General features: G+C 71.2%; 20 protein-coding genes and 2 pseudogenes. 11 read left to right on the top strand and 11 right to left on the bottom strand.

Annotated features, from left to right (window positions below; all coding sequences use genetic code 11):
• Positions 1 to 109: 109 nt before the first annotated feature.
• The 6 genes from J1C73_RS13825 to J1C73_RS13800 form a co-directional block, all read right to left on the bottom strand.
• A complete protein-coding gene (locus J1C73_RS13825; protein ID WP_207316627.1) occupies positions 110 to 1,150 on the bottom strand; it encodes a substrate-binding domain-containing protein in 1,041 nt (346 codons plus the stop codon).
• A 71-nt stretch (positions 1,151 to 1,221) separates the two neighbouring features.
• Complete coding sequence (locus J1C73_RS13820; RefSeq protein ID WP_207316626.1) at positions 1,222 to 2,271, bottom strand: ABC transporter permease; 1,050 nt, start codon at positions 2,269 to 2,271, stop codon at positions 1,222 to 1,224.
• Entirely contained in the window at positions 2,268 to 3,794 is a 1,527-nt protein-coding gene (locus tag J1C73_RS13815) for a sugar ABC transporter ATP-binding protein (protein WP_207316625.1), read from the bottom strand. The genes J1C73_RS13820 and J1C73_RS13815 overlap by 4 nt, the downstream gene beginning before the upstream one ends.
• Positions 3,795 to 3,997: 203 nt before the next feature.
• The gene (locus tag J1C73_RS13810) at positions 3,998 to 5,179 is read right to left on the bottom strand and encodes an ROK family transcriptional regulator (RefSeq protein ID WP_207316628.1); all 1,182 of its coding nucleotides are present in this window, start codon (positions 5,177 to 5,179) and stop codon (positions 3,998 to 4,000) included.
• 254 nt (positions 5,180 to 5,433) lie between these two features.
• Complete coding sequence (locus J1C73_RS13805) at positions 5,434 to 6,111, bottom strand: GntR family transcriptional regulator (protein WP_207316624.1); 678 nt, start codon at positions 6,109 to 6,111, stop codon at positions 5,434 to 5,436.
• Between the two features lie 63 nt (positions 6,112 to 6,174).
• On the bottom strand, positions 6,175 to 7,125 hold the full coding sequence (locus J1C73_RS13800; RefSeq protein WP_123464162.1) for a beta-ketoacyl-ACP synthase III: 951 nt from the start codon (positions 7,123 to 7,125) through the stop codon (positions 6,175 to 6,177).
• A 268-nt stretch (positions 7,126 to 7,393) separates the two neighbouring features.
• On the opposite strand from J1C73_RS13800, the pseudogene J1C73_RS13795 reads away from it, so the two are divergent.
• Positions 7,394 to 7,549: pseudogene (locus J1C73_RS13795) on the top strand (2Fe-2S iron-sulfur cluster-binding protein); the annotation flags it as partial.
• Between the two features lie 5 nt (positions 7,550 to 7,554).
• Entirely contained in the window at positions 7,555 to 8,403 is an 849-nt protein-coding gene (gene fdhD / locus J1C73_RS13790; protein ID WP_207316623.1) for a formate dehydrogenase accessory sulfurtransferase FdhD, read from the top strand.
• A gap of 87 nt (positions 8,404 to 8,490) precedes the next feature.
• On the opposite strand, the gene J1C73_RS13785 is transcribed toward fdhD, so the two are convergent.
• Positions 8,491 to 9,513 (bottom strand): bile acid:sodium symporter family protein, encoded by a 1,023-nt coding sequence (locus tag J1C73_RS13785; protein ID WP_207316622.1) that lies wholly within the window; start codon positions 9,511 to 9,513, stop codon positions 8,491 to 8,493.
• Positions 9,514 to 9,631: 118 nt separating this feature from the next.
• On the opposite strand from J1C73_RS13785, the gene J1C73_RS13780 reads away from it, so the two are divergent.
• The 4 genes from J1C73_RS13780 (at position 9,632) to J1C73_RS13765 (ending at position 14,196) form a co-directional block, all read left to right on the top strand.
• Positions 9,632 to 10,534, top strand: coding sequence for a LysR substrate-binding domain-containing protein (locus J1C73_RS13780; RefSeq protein ID WP_207316621.1), 903 nt, complete (start codon positions 9,632 to 9,634; stop codon positions 10,532 to 10,534).
• Between the two features lie 346 nt (positions 10,535 to 10,880).
• Positions 10,881 to 12,680 (top strand): AMP-dependent synthetase/ligase, encoded by a 1,800-nt coding sequence (locus J1C73_RS13775; protein ID WP_207316620.1) that lies wholly within the window; start codon positions 10,881 to 10,883, stop codon positions 12,678 to 12,680.
• A 117-nt stretch (positions 12,681 to 12,797) separates the two neighbouring features.
• Entirely contained in the window at positions 12,798 to 13,634 is an 837-nt protein-coding gene (locus J1C73_RS13770) for an aldo/keto reductase (RefSeq protein ID WP_207316619.1), read from the top strand.
• 85 nt (positions 13,635 to 13,719) lie between these two features.
• On the top strand, positions 13,720 to 14,196 hold the full coding sequence (locus tag J1C73_RS13765; protein WP_207316618.1) for an RICIN domain-containing protein: 477 nt from the start codon (positions 13,720 to 13,722) through the stop codon (positions 14,194 to 14,196).
• 11 nt (positions 14,197 to 14,207) lie between these two features.
• Here the strand turns inward: J1C73_RS13765 and J1C73_RS13760 are convergent, their stop codons facing one another.
• Both J1C73_RS13760 and J1C73_RS13755 read right to left on the bottom strand, forming a co-directional pair.
• Positions 14,208 to 15,155, bottom strand: a complete 948-nt coding sequence (locus J1C73_RS13760; RefSeq protein WP_207316617.1) for a class I SAM-dependent methyltransferase — start codon at positions 15,153 to 15,155, stop codon at positions 14,208 to 14,210.
• Between the two features lie 20 nt (positions 15,156 to 15,175).
• Entirely contained in the window at positions 15,176 to 16,147 is a 972-nt protein-coding gene (locus J1C73_RS13755; protein ID WP_207316616.1) for an AraC family transcriptional regulator, read from the bottom strand.
• Positions 16,148 to 16,228: 81 nt separating this feature from the next.
• Between J1C73_RS13755 and J1C73_RS13750 the strand changes: the two genes are divergently transcribed.
• A complete protein-coding gene (locus J1C73_RS13750; RefSeq protein ID WP_207316615.1) occupies positions 16,229 to 17,095 on the top strand; it encodes a Rossmann-fold NAD(P)-binding domain-containing protein in 867 nt (288 codons plus the stop codon).
• A 34-nt stretch (positions 17,096 to 17,129) separates the two neighbouring features.
• On the opposite strand, the gene J1C73_RS35500 is transcribed toward J1C73_RS13750, so the two are convergent.
• Entirely contained in the window at positions 17,130 to 17,258 is a 129-nt protein-coding gene (locus tag J1C73_RS35500; protein WP_278186553.1) for a hypothetical protein, read from the bottom strand.
• Positions 17,259 to 17,447: 189 nt separating this feature from the next.
• On the opposite strand from J1C73_RS35500, the gene J1C73_RS13745 reads away from it, so the two are divergent.
• From J1C73_RS13745 to J1C73_RS13730, 4 genes are all read left to right on the top strand, one after another.
• Positions 17,448 to 18,008: a TetR/AcrR family transcriptional regulator gene (locus J1C73_RS13745; RefSeq protein ID WP_207316614.1), complete on the top strand. Its 561-nt coding sequence runs from the start codon at positions 17,448 to 17,450 to the stop codon at positions 18,006 to 18,008.
• On the top strand, positions 18,005 to 18,370 hold the full coding sequence (locus tag J1C73_RS13740) for a DoxX family protein (protein WP_207316613.1): 366 nt from the start codon (positions 18,005 to 18,007) through the stop codon (positions 18,368 to 18,370). The genes J1C73_RS13745 and J1C73_RS13740 overlap by 4 nt, the downstream gene beginning before the upstream one ends.
• A gap of 170 nt (positions 18,371 to 18,540) precedes the next feature.
• Complete coding sequence (locus J1C73_RS13735; protein WP_207316612.1) at positions 18,541 to 19,512, top strand: ATP-binding cassette domain-containing protein; 972 nt, start codon at positions 18,541 to 18,543, stop codon at positions 19,510 to 19,512.
• Positions 19,509 to 20,300, top strand: a complete 792-nt coding sequence (locus J1C73_RS13730; RefSeq protein WP_207316611.1) for an ABC transporter permease — start codon at positions 19,509 to 19,511, stop codon at positions 20,298 to 20,300. The genes J1C73_RS13735 and J1C73_RS13730 overlap by 4 nt, the downstream gene beginning before the upstream one ends.
• On the opposite strand, the pseudogene J1C73_RS13725 reads toward J1C73_RS13730, so the two are convergent.
• A pseudogene (locus J1C73_RS13725) lies at positions 20,227 to 21,782 on the bottom strand (AfsR/SARP family transcriptional regulator); the annotation flags it as partial. The gene J1C73_RS13730 and the pseudogene J1C73_RS13725 sit on opposite strands and share 74 nt — an antisense overlap.

Below are 21,782 nucleotides of genomic sequence, written 5' to 3'. Positions count from 1 at the left end.
GGCGCCGCCGCCTCCTGCTCCGTCTCTTCCCTACGGGCCATCCGGACTTCCTCCTCATCGGTGGTTCGGTGGGTGCGGCAGGAGGGTCAGCACCCTCCTGCGGGGCCGGTCAGTTGAAGCCCGTCGGCAGGTACTGATCGACGTTGTCCTTGGTGACCACCGCCGAGTAGAGCGTGAGGTTGGTCGGGATCTCCAGCTCGGAGAGGCCGGCGACACCCTTGCCCTGGCCGAGTGCGCGGGCCAGGTCGACGGCCGACGCCGCCATGGTCGGCGGGTAGAGAACGGTGGCCTTCAGCACGCTGTTGTCGGCCTTGATGGCGTCCATCGCGGACTTGGCCCCGGCGCCGCCGACCATCAGGAACTCGTCCCGGCCGGCCTGCTGGATCGCGCGCAGCGCGCCCACGCCCTGGTCGTCGTCGTGATTCCACAGGGCGTCGAACTTCTTCTGCGCCTGGAGGAGCTGGGACATCTTCGCCTGGCCGGACTCGACGGTGAAGTCCGCGGCCTGACGGGCCACCAGTTTGATGTTGGAGTAGTTTTTCAGGGCGTCCGCGAAGCCCTGGCTGCGCTGCTTGGTGAGCTCCAGGCTGTCGATGCCGGCCAGCTCGACGACCTTGGCGTTCGACTTGTCCTTGAGCTGCTCGCCGATGTACGTACCGGCGTTGAGACCCATGCCGTAGCTGTCCCCGCCCACATAGCAGCGGTAGGCCTGCGGGGAGGCGAAGATGCGGTCCAGGTTGACGACGGGAATGCCCGCTCGCATGGCCTCCAGGCCGACCTGGGTGAGCGCCTTGCCGTCGGCCGGGAGGATGATGAGGACGTCGACCTTCTTGTTGATGAGGGTCTTGACCTGGCCGATCTGCGCGGCGGTGTCGTTGGAGCCCTCGGTGGTCTCCAGGGTCACCTCGGAGTACTTCTTCGCCCGCGACCTGGCGTTCTCGTTGATCGCGTTGAGCCAGCCGTGGTCGGCCTGCGGACCCGCGAAGCCGATGGTGATCGGCTTGCCCGGCTTGTCGTCGGCAGCGGGCGCGTCGCTCTGCGCCGCGGTGTCCTTCTCCTTCGGGGTGTTGCTGGTGCAGGCGGTCAGGAAGGCGCCTGCGGAGACTGCTGCGGTACCGAAGAGCAGTCCTCTGCGGCTGGTTTCTGGCATGGCTGTCAAACCCTTCATCCGGTGCGTGGGCATACGGAACAGGCAGGAACTGAGCGGAAGATGACCGGCGGTCAGGTTTCCCGGTGGGCCGACGTGCGGCCCTGGACCAGAACGGCGGCGACGATGATCGCGCCCTTGGCGATCTGCTGGACGTCGCTCTGCAGATTGTTGAGCGCGAAGATGTTGGTGATCGTGGTGAAGACGAGGACGCCCAGCACGGAGCCGACGATGGTGCCGCGGCCGCCGGTGAGCAGGGTGCCACCGATGATCGCGGCGGCGATGGCGTCGAGCTCGTACAGATTGCCGTTGGTGTTCTGACCCGAGCCGGACAGGATGATCAGCATGAAGGCGGCGATGCCGCAGCACAGTCCGGACAGCAGGTAGAGGTAGAGGCGCTGGCGCCGTACGTCGATCCCCGCCAGCCGGGCCGCCTCCGCGTTGCCGCCGACGGCGACCGTGCGGCGGCCGAAGGTCGTACGGTTCAGCACCAGCCAGCCGACGACGGTGACCACGGCGAACATCATGACGAGCGGCGGAATACCGAGGACGTAGGAGCCGGGCAGACCCAGGTCCAGGACGGACTTGACCGTGACGATCTGGGTCTTGCCGTCGGTGATCAGGAGGGCCATGCCGCGGGCGGAGGCGAGCATCGCCAGCGTCGCGATGAACGGCACCATCCGGCCGTACGCGATGAGCACCCCGTTGACCAGTCCGGCACCGAGGCCGACGAGCATCGCGGTGAACAGGATGCCGGCGAAGCCGTACTCCTGGGTGGCGAGTGTGGTGGCCCAGACCGAGGCGAGGGCGACCATGGCACCGACCGACAGATCGATGCCGCCGCTGGTGATGACGAAGGTGACCCCGACGGTCACGACGCCGATGACGGACGCCTGGGTCAGGATCAGCTGAAGGTTGCCGGAGTCCAGGAAGGCGTCTGGCTCGGTGATGCCGCCGACGACGATCAGTGCGGCGAGGACACCGAGCAGCGAGAGGCTGCGCAGGTCCACCCGGAGCCCGAGGGCTCGCGGGGATCTGTCCTTCTTCGGGGACGCGGGGACGGATACGGGCGCGGCGCCCTTGTCCGGCCCGCTCTGCTGTGCCGAGGAGACGGGCTGCGTCATGACGTCGGGCTCCCTTCCATCACGAGGTCGAGTACGCGGTGCTCGTCGAGCTCCCTGGCGTCCGCCGTATGCACGACGTGGCCTTCGCGGAGCACCAGCACCCGGTCGGCGAGGCCCAGGACTTCGGGCACTTCGCTGGAGACGAGCAGTACGGCGAGGCCTTCGTCGGCCAGCCGTCGGATCACGGCGTAGAGCTCGGCGCGGGCGCCGACGTCCACCCCGCGGGTCGGTTCGTCGAGCAGCAGCACCCGGCAGCCGCGCAGCAGCCAGCGGGCCAGGACCGCCTTCTGCTGGTTGCCGCCGGAGAGGGTGCGGACGGGGGTGTCCGGGTTGTCGGGGCGCAGCGAGAGTTCACGGGTGGCGGCGCGGGCCGCCTTGCGCTCCGCGCCCCGGTCGAGCCAACCACCCCTGGAGAAGCGGGACATGGAGGAGACGGAGACATTGCGGGTGACGGATTCGAGCATCAGCAGGGCCTGCGCCTTGCGTTCCTCGGGGGCGAGGCCGACGCCGGCCGCGACGGCGGCGCGGACGCTGCCGGGCCGTAGCGGCCGGCCGGCGACGGTGACCCGTCCGGCGGTGGCACGGCGCGCGCCGTAGATCGTCTCCAGGATCTCGGAGCGCCCGGAGCCGACCAGGCCGGCGAGGCCGACGATCTCGCCGGGCCTGAGTTCCAGGTCGACGGGGGCGAACTCGCCTTTCCTGGTGAGGCCTTCGACCTTGAGCACGGGCTCGGCGCCGGAGTCCTCGGGGACGGCTCCGGGCCTCGGCGGGAAGACGTACTCGACATTGCGGCCGGTCATCATGGCAACGATGTCGCGCGTCGGGGTGGACTCGGCGGGAAGGCCGACCGCGACGGCCCGGCCGTCCTTGAGGACGGTCACCCGGTCGCCGATCCGGCGGATCTCCTCCAGCCGGTGGGAGATGTAGACGACGGCAACCCCGTCGGCGGTCAGGGAGGCGACGATGCGGAAGAGATTGGCGACCTCGTCGGGGTCGAGGGCCGCGGACGGTTCGTCCATCACGATGAGCCGTACGTCGTGGGAGAGCGCGCGGGCCATCGAGACGATCTGCTGCTGGGCCGCGGAGAGTTCACCGACCGGGCGGGCCGGGTCGATCTCCGGGTGACCGAGGCGCTTCAGCAGTGCGGCGGCCGCGGTGCGGCCCTCGCGGGTGCGGACGACGAAGCCCGCGCTGGTGGGCTCATGGCCGAGGAAGACGTTCTCGGCGACCGACAGCCCCTCCACCAGGTCGAGTTCCTGGTAGATGGTGGCGATCCCGAGACGCATCGCGGTGATGGGCGACTTGAGTACGGCGGGTGAGCCGCGCCAGGTGATCTCGCCGCCGTCGGGCTGGTGGGCCCCGGCGAGCACCTTGATGAGGGTGGATTTCCCGGCCCCGTTCTGGCCGAGCAGACAGTGGACCTCGCCGGCCTGGACCTCCAGGTCGACGCCGTCGAGGGCGCGCACGCCGGGAAAGGACTTGGTGATGCCGGACATGGTGAGCAGGGGTGGTTCTGGAGCCATGACAAATCCCCTCGGCGGGTGCCGGTGAGCGGGCAGGGCGCAGTGCAGTCCCGGGGTGTCCCCGGACCCCGGCCGCGGCGTGGGGACAGTGCCTTGTTGCTGGCCGGCCGGGTGTCGGTCCGGCGGGAAGTGGATCGGACGGGAGAACGATCAGGCGGGTGGTGCGCGGCTCTCACACGGTGCTGCGGGCCGGTGGTGCCGGGTCAGGCCGGTGAGAAGAGGTGGTCGCTGATGAGCCGGGCCGCGCCGATCACTCCGGCGGCGGGTCCCAACTCGCCCAGCACGATGGGAAGGTTGCCGGTGGCCAGCGGCAGTGACTGCCGGTAGACCTGGGTCCGGACGCTGGCGAGCAGCGTGTGACCCAGTCCGGTCACCCCGCCGCCGATCACCACCAGACCGGGGTTGAAGAAGCTGACGAGTCCCGCGATGACCTGACCGACCCGGTTGCCGCCTTCGCGGATCAGGTCGAGCGAGGTGGCGTCGCCCGCGGCCGCGGCGGCGGCCACATCGACGGCGGTGAGGTTCCCGGACGCCGCCAGCCGGGCCGCGAGCTCCGTGGACTGTCCGGCACGGGCCGCGTCCTCGGCGTCGCGGGCCAGTGCGGCGCCGCTGAAGTGGGCTTCCAGGCAGCCCCGGTTGCCACAGGCGCAGGGGCGCCCGTCCGGTTCGACCTGGATGTGGCCGATGTCGCCCGCACTGCCCGTCGTACCGCGGTGGACCTCTCCGCCGACGACGATGCCGCAGCCGATACCGGTGCCGATCTTGACGCAGAGGAAGTCGCCCACGGAGCGGGCGACGCCCGCGTGCTGCTCCCCCATCGCCATCAGGTTCACATCGTTGTCGACCATCACGGGGCAGCCCAGCTCCTGGCTGAGCGCCTCGCGGACCGGGAAGCCGTCCCAGCCGGGCATGATCGGCGGTGCGACCGGAATCCCCTCGGGGAAGCGGACCGGTCCCGGTACGCCGATGCCCGCGCCGTCGAACCCTTCGGCGAGCCCGGAGGCCCGGAGCTTGGCCGCCATGGACAGCACCTGCTCGAAGACGGCGACGGGGCCCTCGCGTACGTCCATGGGGTGGTTGAGGTGGCCCAGGACCTCCAGCTCAGCGTTGGTGACCGCCACATCGACCGAGGTGGCGCCGATGTCGACACCGAGGAAGCGCAGTGCCGGGGCGAGCCGGATGTTGTGCGAGCGACGCCCGCCGCGGGATGCGGCGAGTCCGTCGGCCACGACAAGGCCGGTCTCCAGCAGTCTGTCCACCTCGACGGCGAGCTTGGAGCGGGAGAGATCGACCTGATCCCCCAGCTGTGCCCGCGAGTTGGGCCCGCCGTCGCGCAACAGCCGGAGCAGTCGCGCCTGATGCGCATTCGCGGGTCGTGCCGTCATACGTCTCACGCGCCCCTCCCCGCCACATCGGCCTGTCCGTCGGGCTTTGGAGGGGAACGTAGCAGCGCTCGCCCGGAGTGGGAAGAAGTTGCGCAGGAATCCACCACAACTTTCTCCACCCTGAGGACAAAGGGGTGCGGCGTCGACCCCGGAGGGAGTCGGCGCCCGCCGTCGGCGGCGGGCGCGACAATGCCCCCGATCGCCGGACGGGCTGATTCCTCAGCCGGCGTTCGAGGGCGTGGAAAGCGCGGGGGTCAGCCCTCTTCGCGCTCGTGGTAGGTCCGGCGGGTGTGTTCCGTGTGGGCCCGCATGATCGCCGTGGCCTGCTGCTCGTCGCGCGAGGAGATCGCGGCGATCAGGGAGCGGTGCTCGATCCAGGACCCGGTGCCGCGCCGGCGGGCGACGGGGGTGTAGTACCAGCGGACCCGGCGGTCCACCTGGCCGGCCAGCTCGGCGAGTACGACGTTGCCCGCCAGCTCCATGACCTTGGCGTGGAAGGCCGCGTTGGTCGCGACAGCCAGGTCCACGTCGTCGTCGGCGACGGCCTGCTCACCCTTGGCGCACAGCTCCTCCAGCGCGGCGATGCCCGACGTACCGGAGTTGGCGGCGGCGAGCCGGGCGGCCTCGGCCTCCAGGAGCGTACGGACCGAGAGCAGTTGGTCGGCCTCGTCCTCCGTGGGTTCATGGACGAACGCACCCTGGGCGGGCCGCAGATCGACCCAGCCCTCGGTGTTGAGCCGCTGCAACGCCTCGCGCACCGGCTGCCGGGACACCCCGAGATGCCCGGCCAGCTCGCTCTCGACCAGATGCTGGCCGGGACGGAGCGCACGGGTGGTGATGAGCTCCAGCAGCGCCTCGTAGACACGCTCGCGCAGCGGACCGGGCCGTTCCAGCTTCGGCACAGCCCCCTGCGGCAGTCCTGCGGACAACATTGCGGTCCCCCTCCAGCGACGAGCAATTGCTTATCGTCTACAGTCTACCGAGCGCAAGGCCCCTCAGGGACAGCGGATCACCTGACCCGCGTAACTGAGGTTCCCGCCGAAGCCGAAAAGCAGCGCCGGAGCGCCGGTGGCCACCTCGCCCCGCTCCACCAGCTTGGACAGGGCCATCGGGATCGAGGCGGCCGACGTGTTGCCGGAATCCACGACATCCCGGGCGATGACGGCGTTGACCGCGCCGATCTTCCTGGCGACCGGCTCGATGATCCTCAGATTGGCCTGGTGCAGCACCACCGCGGCGAGATCCTCGGGGGTGATTCCGGCCTTCTCGCACACCTTGCGCGCGATGGGCGGCAGCTGGGTGGTGGCCCAGCGGTAGACCGACTGCCCCTCCTGGGCGAAGCGCGGCGGCGTCCCCTCGATCCGTACCGCGTCCCCCATCCCGGGCACGGAACCCCACAGCACCGGCCCGATCCCGGGCCGGCCGGCCGCACCGGAGTCGGCGACCACGACCGCCGCACCGGCGCCGTCGCCCATCAGCACACAGCTGGAGCGGTCGGTCCAGTCGACGATGTCGCCCATCTTGTCGGCGCCGATCACCAGAGCGCGGCTGGCCGCTCCGGCGCGCACGGCGTGGTCGGCGGTGGCGAGGGCGTGGGTGAAACCGGAACAGACCACGTTGATGTCCATCACCGCGGGCGACGTCATACCGAGCCGGGCGGCGACCCTGGCCGACATGCTCGGCGACCGGTCGATCGCCGTGGAGGTGGCGACCAGGACCAGGTCGATGTCCACGGGCTGCAGCCCGGCGGCAGCGAGGGCCTTGGCCGCCGCGTGCGCGGCCAGCTCGTCCACCGGCTCGTCGGGGCCGCCGAGGTGGCGGGTCTTGATGCCGACGCGGCTGGTGATCCACTCGTCGCTGGTGTCGACCATGGCCGCCAGGTCATGGTTGGTGAGCACCCTGGCGGGCTGATAGTGGCCGAGCGCCACGACACGTGAGCCGGTCATATTCAGGTTCCCCTCGCTACATATGGCAGGAACCATCCAGTCTTGGTCGCTACCGCTCGGTACAGGGGCACGTGATCCCACAGGATTCCCGGCCGACGATTGGAGGCTTGACAACAGCCTCGACCGCCTGGACCACATACTGTAGACAATATTCTGTCGCTGGCAGCGTGAAGGGCAAGCCCCTGGAACTCGGCGTGCTGCGCGCGGCGGTCGTCGAGCCGGCCGCTCCCGCCGGGGTCCCCGTTCCGACGCTGCGCGCCGTGCGGGCGTCTGCGCCCGCTGCGGTGCCGGCTGCAACGTCACCCTCCACGTGCAGGACAATGAGATCGCCAAGGTCACCCCGCCGCACGACAGCCCGGTGACCCACGGCAACCTCTGCGTCAACGGCCGCTTCGGCTTCCAACACGTACAGAATCGGGTCTAACGGTCATGGGACGGGTCACCGAGCGCCGCCGCACTATCCGTATCCGGGACGGGGTCGTCTCCACCCGCCCCGACACCCTCGTCGCCGAGGAGCCCCTGGAGATCCGGCTGAACGGCAAGCCGCTCGCCATCACGATGCGCACCCCGGGCGACGACTTCGCGCTGGCGGCGGGCTTCCTGGTGAGCGAGGGCGTGCTCGGCGAGGGCCATGAGGTGCAGTCGATCGCGTACTGCGCCGGGGCGACGGCCGACGGCGTCAACACGTACAACGTGGTGGATGTGCGGCTCGCGCCCGGCGTCGTGGTCCCCGACATCACGCTGGAGCGCAACGTCTACACGACGTCCTCCTGCGGGCTGTGCGGCAAGGCCAGTCTGGACGCGGTCCGCACCACGACCCGGCACCCCGTCGCCGACACTCCCCCGGTCCGGGTCGAGCCGGCGCTGCTGGCCGCCCTCCCCGACCGGCTGCGCGCCTCGCAACCGGTGTTCGACCGGACCGGGGGCCTGCACGCGGCGGCGCTGTTCTCCGAGACGGGCGAGCTGATGGACATACGGGAGGACGTGGGCCGGCACAACGCGGTCGACAAGCTGGTCGGCCGGGCCCTCACCGACAACCGGCTGCCGCTGTCCCGGTCGATCCTGCTGGTCTCCGGGCGGGCCTCCTTCGAGCTGGCGCAGAAGGCGGTGATGGCCGGTATCCCGATGCTGGCGGCCGTCTCGGCGCCGTCCTCCCTCGCCGTCGACCTGGCGGCGGAGACCGGGCTGACCCTGGTCGGCTTCCTTCGGGGCCCGTCCATGAACGTGTACGCGGGCGAGCACCGCATCGCCCTGGAGGCGACGGCCGTGCGGGGCTGAGGCGTCCCGCCCGCCGCACGCGTCCGGGGCCGGCCGGCGGGGAGCGCCCCCGCGCCGGCCGGCCTCGGCCCACCGGGACGGTGCCCGTCAGGTCACCGTGACGGGCTCCACCGTCGCGCCGTCCGCACCCGCTTCCTCCGGGTCCCGGGCACGTCGCTTCGCGATCACCGCGCACACCATGAGCTGCATCTGGTGGAAGAGCATCAGCGGCAGCACGGCGAGGCCCGCCTGCGCGCCGAACAGGACGCTGGCCATGGGCAGGCCGGAGGCCAGGCTCTTCTTCGAACCGGCGAACTGGATGGCTATGCGGTCCTCCCGGCCGAAACCGAGCCGCTTCGCCCCGTACCAGCTCAGCGCCAGCATCAGCGCGAGCAGCACCGCCTCGGCACCGAGCAGCGCCCCGAGCCGGGCCGGGGTGACCTGGTGCCAGATGCCGGCGACCATGCCCTCGCTGAACGCGGTGTAGACGACCAGCAGGATCGAGCCCCGGTCGACATGGCCGAGGATCTTCTTGTGCCGGGTGATGAAGCCGCCGATCCAGCGGCGCAGCAACTGTCCCGCGACGAACGGCAGCAGCAGCTGGACGCCGATCCTCAGCAGCGCGTCCCCGGAGAACCCGCCACCGCTGTTGCCGAGCAGCGCGGCCGCGAGCAGCGGGGTGATGAAGATTCCGGCGATCGAGGAGAAGGAGCCCGCGCAGATCGCCGCGGGCACGTTGCCGCGGGCCATCGAGGTGAAGGCGATCGACGACTGGATGGTCGAGGGGACCAGGCAGAGGAAGAGGAAGCCGCTCTGGAGCTGCGGCGTCAGTACGTACGGCACCAGCCCCTCGCTCGCCAGTCCCAGCAGCGGGAACGCGACGAACGTGCAGACCAGGACGGTGAGGTGGAGCCGCCAGTGCCTGACGCCGTCGAGGGCCTCGGCGGTGGAGAGCCGCGCGCCGTAGAGGAAGAAGAGGAACGCGACCGCTCCGGTGGAGGCGCCGCCCGCCACCTCGGCGGCCGCGCCGGAGGCCGGCAGCAGCGCCGCGAGTACGACGGTGCCGATCAACGCCAGGATGTACGGGTCGATCGGCAGCCAGGACGGCAACTGCAGGGTGCGGCGGCTCATGTGCTCCACGTGTTCTCTCGTTCAGGGTCGTGCCTTCCTTATCCTGCTCCCGATCACCGACATCGGGAATCCGGTATACCGCTCTTACTGTGATCACGGTTCGCGATAACGTGGCCCCATGTACGACCCCGCGCAGCTGCGCACCTTTCTCGCCGTCGCCCAGACACTGAGCTTCACCCGGGCCGCCCGCCGGCTCGGGGTGCGGCAGTCCACGGTGAGCCAGCACGTGCGGCGGCTGGAGGAGGCGACCGGGCGGCAGCTGTTCACCCGTGACACGCACCGGGTCGACCTCACCGTGGACGGCGAGGCGATGCTGGGCTTCGCCCGGACGATCCTGGAGGCCCACGAGCGGGCCTCGGCGTTCTTCACCGGCACCCGGCTGCGCGGGCGGCTGCGGTTCGGGGCCTCGGAGGACTTCGTGCTGACCCGGCTGCCGGAGATCCTCCAGTCGTTCCGCCGCGACCATCCGGAGGTCGAGCTGGAGCTGACCGTGGAGCTGTCGGGCACGCTGCACCAGCAACTGGCGGCGGGGCGGCTCGATCTGGTGCTGGCCAAGCGGCGGACCGGTGACACCCATGGGGAGCTGGTCTGGCAGGACGCGCTGATCTGGATCGGTGCGCCCCGGCTGCGGATCGACCCGGACCGCCCGGTACCGCTGATCCTCTTCCCGCCGCCGGGCATCACCCGGGCCCGCGCGCTGGAGGTGCTGGAGGGGCAGGGCCGCTCCTGGCGGGTCGCGTGCACCAGCGGCAGCCTCAGCGGGCTGACCGCGGCAGCCCACGCGGGGCTCGGCGTGATGGCGCACAGCCGGGGCCTGGTCCCGCCCGGACTGGTTCCGGTGCCGGCCAGGGCGGGGCTGCCGGAGCTCGGCGAGGTGGATTTCGTGCTGCTGCACGGCCGTCGCCGGGACGGTGCGCAGCAGGCCGCGGACGCGCTCGCGGCGGCGATCCTGGCGGGCGGCGACCGGCTGCTCCGCCCGCCGGGCGGGATCGGCGCGATCGGTGGACGGGACGGCGCATGACTCGGGCGGCCAGGGGGGAGAATCCACGGGACGCGGCGGTCTCCGCCGGGGCGGCCCAACCCGGTCAGGCCCGGCAGGTGCGGATCAACCTCCCGTAACCGTACGGAACGGCAGTGATCGCGGCGTACAGATTCGGTGGAGATTCCCGCGCGAGCCACTTACTCCTTGGTCGGAAGCACGCCCGAGCCTTGCCCTTCTGGCCGGATTTCATCCCCTGACCAGTGCAGACGCCACGTTGTGCGGGCGGTCTCGGACTCTCCCGCGGCGGCGCCCGGTGGGGTAGCGTCACGGCGCTGTGCGGAGCGCCACAAGGAGCAGGTCATTGCGCGAGTTCACTGTCCCACCCATGGCGGCCGCGCCCCACGTGGGCGGGCTCGCTGATGTGGTTTTCGACTATGCCGAGGAGGATCCGCACCGGGTCGCCCTCGGTCGCAAGGACGCGTCCGGACGCTGGCTTGATGTCACCTCTGCGACGTTCCGCGACGAGGTGCTCGCCCTCGCCAAGGGGCTGATCGCGCACGGCGTGCGGTTCGGCGACCGGGTGGCCCTGATGTCGCGCACCCGCTACGAGTGGACGCTCTTCGACTTCGCCCTGTGGGCGGTCGGCGCACAGTCCGTACCGGTCTATCCGACGTCCTCGGCCGAGCAGGTCCTGTGGATGCTCCACGACGCCGAGGTCTCGGCGGTGATGGTCGAGCACGAGGACCACGCGATGACGGTCGCCTCGGTCATCGGCCAGCTGCCCCAGCTGAAGCGGCTGTGGCAGCTGGACACCGACGCGGTGTCCGAGCTGGTCCTGGCGGGCGCCCATGTCGAGGACGAGGTGGTGCACCGGCACCGGCGGGCCGTGACCCCCGACTCGGTGGCGACCGTCATCTACACGTCGGGCACGACGGGGCGGCCCAAGGGCTGCGTGATCACGCACGCCAACTTCATGTTCGAGACGGACACGATGGCGTCGCGCTGGGAGTCGGTCTTCCACTCCCGGCCGGGCGACGAGGCCTCGACCCTGCTCTTCCTGCCGCTGGCGCACGTCTTCGGGCGGATGGTGGAGGTCACGGCGATCCGCGGCCGGGTGAAGCTGGGCCACCAGCCGGAACTGTCGGCGAAGGCGCTGATGCCGGACCTGGTGACGTTTCGCCCCACGTTCATCCTGGCGGTGCCGTACATCTTCGAGAAGGTCTTCAACGGGGCCCGCCGCAAGGCCGAGACGGAGGGCAGGGCCGGCCCCTTCGACAAGGCCGTGGACATCGCGGTGAAGTACGCCGAGGCGATGGAGGCGCGGGCGTTCGGGACCGGTCCCGGCCCGTCCGCCGGGCTGCGGATGCAGCACCAGTTCTTCGAGAAGGTCGTGTACAAGAAGGTGCGCGAGGCGATGGGCGGCCGGATCCGGCACGCCATGTCCGGTGGCTCGGGGATGGAGCGGCAGCTCGGGCTGTTCTTCGCGGGGGCCGGTGTCACGGTGTACGAGGGGTACGGGCTGACCGAGTCGACCGCCGCGGCCACCGCCAATCCGCCGGAGCGCACCCGGTACGGCACGGTCGGGCAGCCGATCCCCGGCACCACGGTGCACATCGCCGAGGACGGCGAGATCTGGGTGTACGGCAGCAATGTGTTCTCCGGGTATCTGGGCGACCCGAAGTCCACCGACGCGGTACTGAACGAGGGCTGGCTGGCCACCGGCGACCTGGGCGCGCTGGACGACGACGGCTATCTGACGATCACCGGGCGCAAGAAGGAGATCCTGGTGACGTCCGGCGGCAAGAGCGTCTCACCGGCCGGTCTGGAGGAGCGCGTGCGCGCGCATCCGCTGGTGGCGCAGTGCATCGTGGTCGGCAACGACCGGCCGTACATCGCGGCCCTGGTCACCGTGGACCAGGAGTCCGTGGAGCACTGGCTCGCCATGCAGGGGCGGCAGCAGCTGTCGCCGGGCGAACTGGTGCGGGACCCGGATCTGGAGATGGAGGTCCGGCGGGCGGTGGTGGCGGCGAACACGGCCGTGTCGCAGGCCGAGTCGATCCGGACGTTCCGGATTCTGGCGCATCAGTTCACCGAGGAGCACGGACTGCTGACACCGTCCCTGAAGCTGAAGCGCAAGGCGATCGAGACCGCGTACGCGGCCGAGGTGGACGCGCTGTACCGCTGAGCCGGCCGGAGCCCGTACCGCGGGGCCGGGAAGAAACGGCCCGGAGACGGGAATGTGCGGGCCGACTTGATCGTTGACGTTTCGAGTCCCACCTCCCAACGTAAGGATCGACCGCTCGTGAGCCAGGTCCCCTCCCTCACCCTCAACAACGGCGTCGAGATGCCGCAGCTCGGTTTCGGAGTCTGGCAGGTGCCGGACGACGAGGCCGCGAAGGCGGTCGCCACAGCCATCGAGTCCGGGTACCGGAGCATCGACACCGCCGCGATCTACGGCAACGAGGGCGGCACCGGCAAGGCCATCGCCGCCTCCGGTGTCGCCCGCGAGGAGCTCTTCGTGACCACGAAGCTGTGGAACAGCGAGCAGGGGTACGACTCGACGCTGCGCGCCTTCGACGCCTCGCTGGACAAGCTCGGTCTCGACTACGTCGACCTGTATCTGATCCACTGGCCGGTTCCGGCCAAGGACGCCTACCTGGACTCGTACCGGGCGTTCGAGAAGATCCAGGCCGACGGCCGCGCGAAGGCCATCGGCGTCTCGAACTTCCTCCCCGAGCACCTGGAGCGGCTGCTCGGCGAGACCTCGGTCGTACCGGCGCTGAACCAGATCGAGCTGCACCCCCAGCTCCAGCAGACCGAGTCCCGCGCACTGCACGCCAAGCACGGCATCGCGACCGAGGCCTGGTCGCCGCTGGGTTCGGGCAAGGGCCTACTGGAGGTCCCGACGGTGGTCGCGGTCGCCCGGAAGCACGGCCGCACGCCGGCTCAGGCGGTCCTGCGCTGGCACCTCCAGACCGGCAATGTGGTGATTCCCAAGTCCGTGACCCCGTCGCGGATCGCGGAGAACATCGATGTGTTCGGCTTCGAGCTGGACGACGACGACCTGGCCGCGTTCGCGGCGCTGGACGAGGGCAAGCGTCTGGGCTCGCACCCGGGCGAGTTCAACCTCGGCGCCTGAGCCGTGGCGTTCCGCCGCTGATCCGCCTGTGACCGCCGTCCGGCCTCCGGCCGGGCGGCGGTTCGCCGTACGAAGGGACCGGAACATGACCGGGGACACCGCGCCCGTGGCCGGGGCGGGGCAGTACCGGCTGCGCAATGTCGGCAGCGGGCTGGTGCTGGAGGTGCGCGACGGCGCGAAGGGCGGGGGCGCACCGGTGCAGCAGAACGAGGAGAACGGGTCGGCGGCCCAGCACTGGGAGTTCATCCCGGTCCACGAGGGCGCGGCCCTCCACCACGTGGTCAACGCGCACAGCGGCAAACGTCTGGACGTGCGGGGCGCCTCAACGGAGAACGGCGCGCTGATCCAGCAGTGGCGGGCCAATAACTTCGGCGCCCAGGAGTGGCTGGTCGAGCGGCATCTGGAGGCCCCGGGCACCGTCACCCTGGTCAGCTTCGTGAGCGGCCTGGTCCTTGAGGTCGCCGACGGCAGTACGGCGAAGGGGGCGTCCGTCCAGCAGTGGGAGGACACCGACTCCCCCGGCCAGTGGTGGCGGCTGGAGCCGGTGTCCGCCGCCGGTTAGGGCGGCCGCGCTCAGGCCTTCCGGCCCAGATGGAACGTCCGGGCCATCAGCAGGAAGGTGTCGGTGCGCCGGTGCAGTCCGGCCGGGTCCTCGGGGTCGGTCAGCCGGTCGAGCACCGCGTTGTCCTCGGCGCCGAGCCGCTCGCCGAGGCCCCCGCGGCGGCGGGTGAAGTCGGCGATGACATGGTCGCGTGCCACGTCGGTGAGGGGTGCGGGCAGGTCGAGCAGGAAGCTTCGGGTGCCCTGCGGGGCGAGGCCCACCGCGCAGAACAGGGCGGCCCAGTTCTCGGTCTCCCGCTTGGTGCCGGGCAGGTCCGCCCGCATCTGCTCGAAGGCCTCGGCCTGGATCACGTCGAGCCGCTCCTCCAGGCCGGGCCGGCCGAAGCCGATGTCGCGCGGGAGATGGCGCGGGTGGAGCCCGCCCTCGACGAGCGCGACGGTGCCTCCGGGGCGCAGCAGCCCGGCGAATCCGGCCAGCGCGGCGCGCTGGTCGCCCATGTGGTGCAGGGCGTTGCCCGCCCAGATCAGGTCCGCCTCCCCAGCGCGTGCCAGGTCGCCGGGAAGGTCGGCGGGAAGGTCGGCGTGCAGGGTGGTGACCCGGTCGCCGAGCCCGAGCCGCTTCGCGCGGTCGCGGGTGCGCTCCAGCAGGGCCGGGGTGCCGTCGACGGCGACCACCTCGGCCTCCGGGAACACCTCGGCGAGCAGGCAGGCGATGACGCCCGGTCCGCTGCCGATGTCCAGCACCCGGCGGACCTCCGGGGCGTCGGGCAGACCGGCGATCCAGCGGGCCGCCGCCGTGTACTGCCCGGTGCTGAGTTCGGCGTTCTGCTCCAGCAGCGGGCCGATGGCGTCCCAGTCGAGGTCGGCGGGGTCGTGATGGTGGGCATGGCCGCTCTCGTGCCGGTGGCCGTGGCCGTGGCCATTGTCGTGGTGATGACCGTGACCGGTGTCGTTGCTCATGGGGGCAGCCTCACCACACATCAGGCCACAGGCAAACTTTGTTGCCGATCCGGCAAGCCGCCACCGTTGCGGTAGTCCTGCGGGCCGACCCCGCGGACCCGTTTGAAAGCGGTGCTGAAGGCGAACGCCTGGCTGTAGCCGACCTTCCGGGCCACCGCCTCCACCGTCGCGTCCGTCTCCCGCAGCAGATCCGCCGCGACGGCGAGGCGCCAGCCCGTCAGGTACGCCATCGGAGGCTCCCCCACCAGTTCGGTGAAGCGCCGGGCGAGCCCGGCCCGGGAGACTCCGGTCCGGTCGGCCAGGGCAGCGACCGTCCAGGGGTGGGCCGGCTCGTTCTGGAGCAGCCGCAGCGCCTGGCCGACGACCGGATCGCCCATGGCCCGGTACCAGGCGGGGGCCTCGGCCCCGGGCCGGGAGAACCAGGTGCGCAGCGCGTCGATCAACAGCAGATCGAGCAGCCGGTCCAGCACCACGCTCTGCCCCGGCTCGTCCCTGGCGATCTCGTTGTCGAGCAGTGTCAGCAGCGGGCTGCTCCGGCCGCCGCCGGGGAGGAGGAGCAGTGCGGGCAGGGCGTCGAGGAGCCGTCTGCTGATCTCGCCGTCCAGCAGATAGGTGCCGACGAGCATGTTCGCCGCACCGTCCGGGGCGTTGCCCCAGGTGCGTACGCCCAGGTGCATGGACTGGGACAGCGGGTCGCCGCGCAGGGTGGTGCAGGTGCCGCCCGGCCCGATCCGGGTCTGCGGTGCGCTGCCGGGCCGGTCCGCGACGGTGTACGGCTCCGGGCCGCGCGCGATGGCCAGGTCACCGGGGCGCAGCAGCACGGGTTCGGCGCCTTCGGCGGGAACGATCCAGGCCTCGCCCGCGGTCATGGACATCAGGCAGAGCGGGGCCCCGTCCTCGATCCGTACGGACCACGGCGGTTCCATCACCATCCGCAGCAGGAAGGCCCCCCTGGCCCGCGGCCCGTCCAGAAGTCCGGCAAGTGCGTCCATGGGCAGCAGCGTAGACGTTCGCGTAGGGAGCTGAGCGGCTGAGGCATGGAACGGTCGGGGCTGTCCGGCGAACCTTGGTTCATGACAAACGACAAGACGGACCAGCAGCAGGAAACCCGCACGGCACGCCCGGTGCTGGTGACGAGCGGGACGGGCAAGACGGGCCGCCGGGTGGTGGAACGGCTCGCCGCGCGCGGGGTGCCGGTGCGGGCCGGATCACGCAGCGGTGAGGTCGTCTTCGACTGGGCGGACGAGTCGGGCTGGGAGGCCGCGCTGCGGGGTGCGGACGCGGCGTACATCGCGTACTACCCCGATCTGGCGGCGCCCGGGGCCCCGGAGGCGATGGCGGCCTTCGGACGGATCGCGCGGGGCTGCGGGGTGCGGCGGCTGGTGCTGCTGTCGGGGCGGGGCGAGCCGCAGGCGCTGGTCGCGGAGGAGGCGCTGCGCGAGGCGGCCGGGAACGCCGAACTGACGGTGGTGCGCTCGGCTTTCTTCGCGCAGAACTTCAGTGAGGGCGCGCTGCTCGACGGGGTGCTGGGCGGCGAGCTGGTGTTCCCGGCCGGCTCCATCGCCGAGCCGTTCGTGGACGCCGCGGACCTCGCCGACGTGGTGGTCGCGGCGCTGTGCGGGGAGGACGGCGCGGGGCAGGTGCACGAACTGACCGGCCCCCGGCTGCTGACCTTCGCCGAGGCGGCCTCGGAGATCGCCCGGGCGGCCGGGCGCGAGGTGCGCTACGTCGCGGTGACGGGCCCCCAGTACGCGGCGATGCTGGCGGAGTTCGGCGTACCGGAGGCGGAGGCGGGCTTCCTGGCAGAGCTGTTCGCGACGCTGCTGGACGGGCACAACGCCACGGTCACGGAGGGCGTCAAGCAGGCTCTGGAGCGTGACCCGTCGTCGTTCACCGCCTTCGCCGCCGAGGCCGCGCGGAACGGGGCCTGGGACGCGTAGGGCGGTGGCGCGGCACGGGCGGGATGCCGGGGCGTCACGCCTGGGCCGACCCCGGCCGGCGGCGGAACGCCTGGAGCCGGCACTCCGGTTCGGCGCGGCGCCGGTCCTGGCCGGGCAGCGCGGTCAGGACCTCGGTGAGCCGTCCGGCCGCCGCCCCGGGCAACGCCGGACGCGAGGCGTAGTAGCCCGAGTTGCACCGGTGAGCGGTGCGGCCGGCGTACGCAGGGCACTCCCCTGCGTACGCCGGCCAGCGGTCCCCTTGCGCGTGCAGTCCTCACACCCTACGATCCTGAACATGTTCAGTGAACAAGTTCAGTCACGAGCGGCGAAACGGGAGGCGACACGGCGCAAGGTGTTGTCATCGGCTGAACGGCTGTTCCGCGAGCAGGGATTCGGCTCCAGCACGATCCGACAGATCGCCACGGACGCCGAGGTGAGCACTGGCACCGTCATGTCAGTCGGCGACAAGGACGCTCTGCTCGTCGCCATCTTCGACACCTGGATCGCCGCCGTGCACCACGGCCGGGAGGGCCGGGACGAGCAGGACGACGAGACACCGCTGCCCCCCGCCGCGGTGGCCCAGGAGGTCCTGGATCTCGTCGAACCCTTCATCACCTACTTCGCCCTCGATCTCGAACTGTCCCGGGAATACGCCGCGGTCATCGTCCGCGGCACCCATGAGTCAGAGGTCTTCCAAGCCCTCGCCCGGGCCTTGCTCACCGAGCTGGAGACCCTCCTGGCCCGCACCCCGATCACCGCCACCGGGGCGGGCGCCGGCGCGCGCACCCTCTACTTCGCCTACCTGGGCATCCTCATGACCGTCGGCAACGGCGCCCTCGACCAGCGGGCCGCGATCGCCCAGTTCCAGGAAGTCATCCATTTCGTCGTCCACCGTGAAGGAGCTCAACGATGATCAGCACTCCCGACCCGTGGTGGCCGACCGCACTGCTCGCCCTGGTGCTGTTCTCCGACGCGCTCATGTCGGTGCGTCCCCCGGCGTTCATTCAGCAATGCCTGGAAGGAGTGCGCTTCCCCCGCGACTGGTGGTGGACGCTTGTGGTCGTCAAGCTCCTGGCGGCGGCAGGGCTTGTCGTCGGACTCCGGTACACGGGTGTCGGCGTGACGACCAACGTCGCGGTGATCGCCTACTTCGTGTGCGCCGCCTACGCCCACTACAGGGCGCGGTTCCTCAAGCAGGAGTTCTGGCTGAACTGCCTGGGGATGCTCGCGCTGTCGACAGCCGTCCTGTTTCTGTCACACCTGTCCGCGATCTGACGAGGAGTCCGTCACTGTCCCGCACGCGGATCCTGGGCGGGGTGCTCCCGTCCGCAGTCCTGGAACCCGTCTGACCACTTCGTCTGACGGACAACGGCCGCCGCCCGGTTTCAGGGCGTTGAAGCCATCCTGAAACCGCGCTGAACGCGTCATGCCGCAACCTCCGCGGCATGACCACAACGACATCTCACTCTCTCGCCATCGCGGCCAAGGGGCTGCGCAAGGCCTACGGGGACAAGACGGTCCTCGACGGCATCGACCTGGCGGTGCCGGTCGGCACGGTCTTCTCTCTGCTCGGCCCGAACGGCGCCGGCAAGACCACCGCCGTCAAGATCCTCTCCACGCTCGTCTCCGCCGACGCCGGCGACATCCGCGTCGGCGGCCACGACCTGGCCGCCGACCCGCGGGCCGTGCGGGCCACGATCGGCGTCACCGGGCAGTTCTCCGCCGTCGACGGCCTGATCACCGGCGAGGAGAACATGCTCCTCATGGCCGACCTGCACCACCTCTCGCGCCGCGAGGGCCGCAGCACCGCCGCCGGGCTGCTTGAGCGCTTCGACCTGGTGAAGGCGGCGAGGAAGCCCGCCGCCACCTACTCCGGCGGCATGAAGCGCCGCCTCGACATCGCCATGACCCTGGTCGGGAACCCGCGGATCATCTTCCTCGACGAACCCACCACCGGTCTCGACCCCCGCAGCCGCCACAACATGTGGGGCATCATCCGTCAGCTGGTCTCCGGTGGCGTCACCGTCTTCCTCACCACGCAGTACCTGGACGAGGCCGACGAACTCGCCGACCGCATCGCGGTACTGAGCGACGGAAGGATCGCCGCCGAGGGGAGCGCCGACGAGCTGAAGCGTCTCATCCCGGGCGGGCACGTGCGGCTGCGGTTCTCCGACCCGTCCGCGTACCGGTCCGCCGCCGTCGCGCTGGGCGAGGGCACCCGGGACGACGAGAGGCTGTCGCTGCGAATCCCCAGCGACAGCAGCCAGCGCGAGCTGCGCTCCCTCCTCGACCGGCTGGACTCCACCGGCATCGAGGCCGACGAGCTGACCGTGCACACCCCCGACCTCGACGACGTGTTCTTCGCCCTGACCAGCGGCACCAACGTGCCCAACCAGCCCAGGGAAGCCGTCCGATGAGCGCCCTCTCCCTCGCCGCACGCGACTCCGGCACCATGCTGCGCCGCAACCTGCTGCATGCCCGGCGCTACCCCTCCCTCACCCTGAACCTGCTCCTCATGCCCATCGTCCTGCTGCTGCTCTTCGTCTATGTCTTCGGTGACGTGATGAGCTCGGGCATCGGCGGCCGTGACGCCGATCGCGCCGATTACATCGCCTATCTCGTCCCGGGCATCCTGCTGATGACCATCGGCTCCACCCCGGCGGGAACCGCGGTGTCCGTCTCCATGGACATGACGGAGGGGATCATCGCCCGCTTCCGTACGATGGCGATCCACCGAGGGGCGGTCCTCATCGGGCACGTCGTCGGCAGCGTGCTGCAGTCGGTCATCAGCGTGGTTCTCGTCGGCGCCGTCGCCGTGGCCATCGGCTTCCGGTCCACGGACGCCACGGCCCTGGAGTGGCTGGCGGCGTTCGGGCTGCTCGTGCTGGTCGCCACGGCGTTCACCTGGATCGCGGTCGGGATGGGCATGGCCGGCCCGAACCCCGAGGCGGCAAGCAACAACGCGCTGCCGATGGTCATCCTCCCGCTCATCTCGAGCGCGTTCGTCCCGGTCGACGCGATGCCGGGCTGGTTCCGGCCGATCGCCGAGTACCAGCCGTTCACCCCGGCCATCGAGACCCTGCGCGGCCTGCTCCTCGGCAGCGAGATCGGCGACAACGGGTGGCTCACGATCATCTGGTGCCTGGGCCTGGCCGTGCTCGGCTACTGGTGGTCGACGTCGCTGTTCGGCCGCGACCCGAAATAAGCGCGCGGGCTGCCTCCCGGAGCCCGTCCCGCCCCAGGGCGGCGTAACGCGACACCGCGTCGGCGTACGCCGCCCCGTCGGCGTCCTCGGCCGCCCGCCGGGCGCGGGCCGCCGACATCGTCGGCTGGAACTCACGCAGCACCCACAGCCGTTCGGCCAGCGCGATCATCCGTACGGCCGAGGCGTCGCCGGACGCGAGCCCCGCCGAACCGAGCGCGTGCAGCACCGTCCCGACGACGGGGAGCTCCATGGGCGTGCGGGACGGGCCGGAGACCAGCGTCCGCAGTAGCCGCCGCAGCCGGTCCACCGGCTGCGCGACGAGCTGAAGGCAGCCGGCGTGTGCGTGAGCTGTCACCGCCGCCGACTGGATCTCCAGCGCCCACGGGTCGGCCCACGGGTCGCCGCCGTGCATCGCACCGGCCTCGGGCAGCCGCTCCACGGCGCTGCGCCACAGGCCGAGCCCGGCCTCCGTCAGCCCGCGGGCGAGCGCGATCTCGGCACGCACACCCAGGTCGGGGCTGTAGAAGGCGTCCTGCTGCGGCGTGCCGTCGCCCTCCGCCTGCCGCAGCCAGTGCTCGGCCTCGTCGGGGTCGCCGCGCTGCAGGCAGGCAAGGGCGAGGCCGCTGCGGATGCCGATGTAGTCGTGCTCGTCGCCGAGCCGCGGCAGTACCGCAAGCGCGGTCCTGAGGTACCCGTACGCGGCGTCGCCCCGCCCCGTCTTCAAGCACAGCTCGCTCACCCGGGAGAGGCCCATGACCTGCATGGACGGGTTGTCGAGCGGACCCAGGGCGGCGATCATCCGGTGCGCCGACGCGAGCGCGCGGTCGATCTCGTGCTCGTACTCCCAGACATAGGTGGCGATGCACTCGGCCACGCCGGCCACCAGCGGCTGCCCGTTGTCGCAGAGCTTGCGCAGCACGTCGTAGTCGGGAGGCAGCATCTCGGGGACCGCGCTCAGCACTACCGCGGTGGCCCGCAGCAGCGTGTCCGGCGGGGCCGCGGGCAGCCGCCGCAGGGTGACGAGCTGGCGTACGGCGCGCAGGCCGTGGCCCATCAGCAGCGTCGCCGTGCACAACACTGCGGCGGCGCGGGCGACTTCGACGTACTCGGGCCCGGGGCAGTAGTGCGACAGCGGTGGGCCGGTGTCCGCGGCGAGGGCGGTGAGGCGGGGAAAGTTGGAGTCGGTGGACCACAGAGCGGCGAGGACGGCGGTGACCGCGGCGATGGTGGGGCCATCGGTACGGGCCAGGGCGAGCCGCAGGGCCGGCACGAGGTTGTCCTGCTCGGCCCTGGTCCGCTCCCAGGCGGCCAGCCGATCCGAGCCGAAGAGCACGTCGTGGTGCGCGACCCCGAAGTCCCGCGCCCAGGCGAGGAACCGGCCGGCGGCCTCCTCGTCCTCGCCCGCTTCCGCACGCCGGGCCGCGCTGAACTCCCGTACGGTCTCCAGCATCCGAAACCGCACGCCGGCCGGGGTGTCGACGA

This window comes from Streptomyces laculatispora, assembly GCF_017353455.1.
Lineage (GTDB): Bacteria > Actinomycetota > Actinomycetes > Streptomycetales > Streptomycetaceae > Streptomyces > Streptomyces laculatispora.
Note: the sequence above shows the minus strand (reverse complement) of the source record. Positions and strands in the feature narration are given on the sequence as shown.

Excerpts from the sequence above, each read along its gene's own strand:
- J1C73_RS13740 (WP_207316613.1), top strand. The coding sequence starts at position 18,005 with ATGATCAGCACTCCCGACCCGTGGTGGCCGACCGCACTGCTCGCCCTG.
- J1C73_RS13810 (WP_207316628.1), bottom strand. The coding sequence starts at position 5,179 with ATGACGGCACGACCCGCGAATGCGCATCAGGCGCGACTGCTCCGGCTG.
- J1C73_RS13730 (WP_207316611.1), top strand. The coding sequence starts at position 19,509 with ATGAGCGCCCTCTCCCTCGCCGCACGCGACTCCGGCACCATGCTGCGC.
- J1C73_RS13755 (WP_207316616.1), bottom strand. The coding sequence starts at position 16,147 with ATGGACGCACTTGCCGGACTTCTGGACGGGCCGCGGGCCAGGGGGGCC.
- J1C73_RS13800 (WP_123464162.1), bottom strand. The coding sequence starts at position 7,125 with ATGACCGGCTCACGTGTCGTGGCGCTCGGCCACTATCAGCCCGCCAGG.
- J1C73_RS13805 (WP_207316624.1), bottom strand. The coding sequence starts at position 6,111 with ATGTTGTCCGCAGGACTGCCGCAGGGGGCTGTGCCGAAGCTGGAACGG.
- J1C73_RS13780 (WP_207316621.1), top strand. The coding sequence starts at position 9,632 with ATGTACGACCCCGCGCAGCTGCGCACCTTTCTCGCCGTCGCCCAGACA.
- J1C73_RS13820 (WP_207316626.1), bottom strand. The coding sequence starts at position 2,271 with ATGACGCAGCCCGTCTCCTCGGCACAGCAGAGCGGGCCGGACAAGGGC.
- J1C73_RS13735 (WP_207316612.1), top strand. The coding sequence starts at position 18,541 with ATGACCACAACGACATCTCACTCTCTCGCCATCGCGGCCAAGGGGCTG.
- fdhD (WP_207316623.1), top strand. The coding sequence starts at position 7,555 with ATGGGACGGGTCACCGAGCGCCGCCGCACTATCCGTATCCGGGACGGG.
- J1C73_RS13765 (WP_207316618.1), top strand. The coding sequence starts at position 13,720 with ATGACCGGGGACACCGCGCCCGTGGCCGGGGCGGGGCAGTACCGGCTG.
- J1C73_RS13750 (WP_207316615.1), top strand. The coding sequence starts at position 16,229 with ATGACAAACGACAAGACGGACCAGCAGCAGGAAACCCGCACGGCACGC.
- J1C73_RS13825 (WP_207316627.1), bottom strand. The coding sequence starts at position 1,150 with ATGCCAGAAACCAGCCGCAGAGGACTGCTCTTCGGTACCGCAGCAGTC.
- J1C73_RS13775 (WP_207316620.1), top strand. The coding sequence starts at position 10,881 with ATGGCGGCCGCGCCCCACGTGGGCGGGCTCGCTGATGTGGTTTTCGAC.
- J1C73_RS13815 (WP_207316625.1), bottom strand. The coding sequence starts at position 3,794 with ATGGCTCCAGAACCACCCCTGCTCACCATGTCCGGCATCACCAAGTCC.
- J1C73_RS13785 (WP_207316622.1), bottom strand. The coding sequence starts at position 9,513 with ATGAGCCGCCGCACCCTGCAGTTGCCGTCCTGGCTGCCGATCGACCCG.
- J1C73_RS13760 (WP_207316617.1), bottom strand. The coding sequence starts at position 15,155 with ATGAGCAACGACACCGGTCACGGTCATCACCACGACAATGGCCACGGC.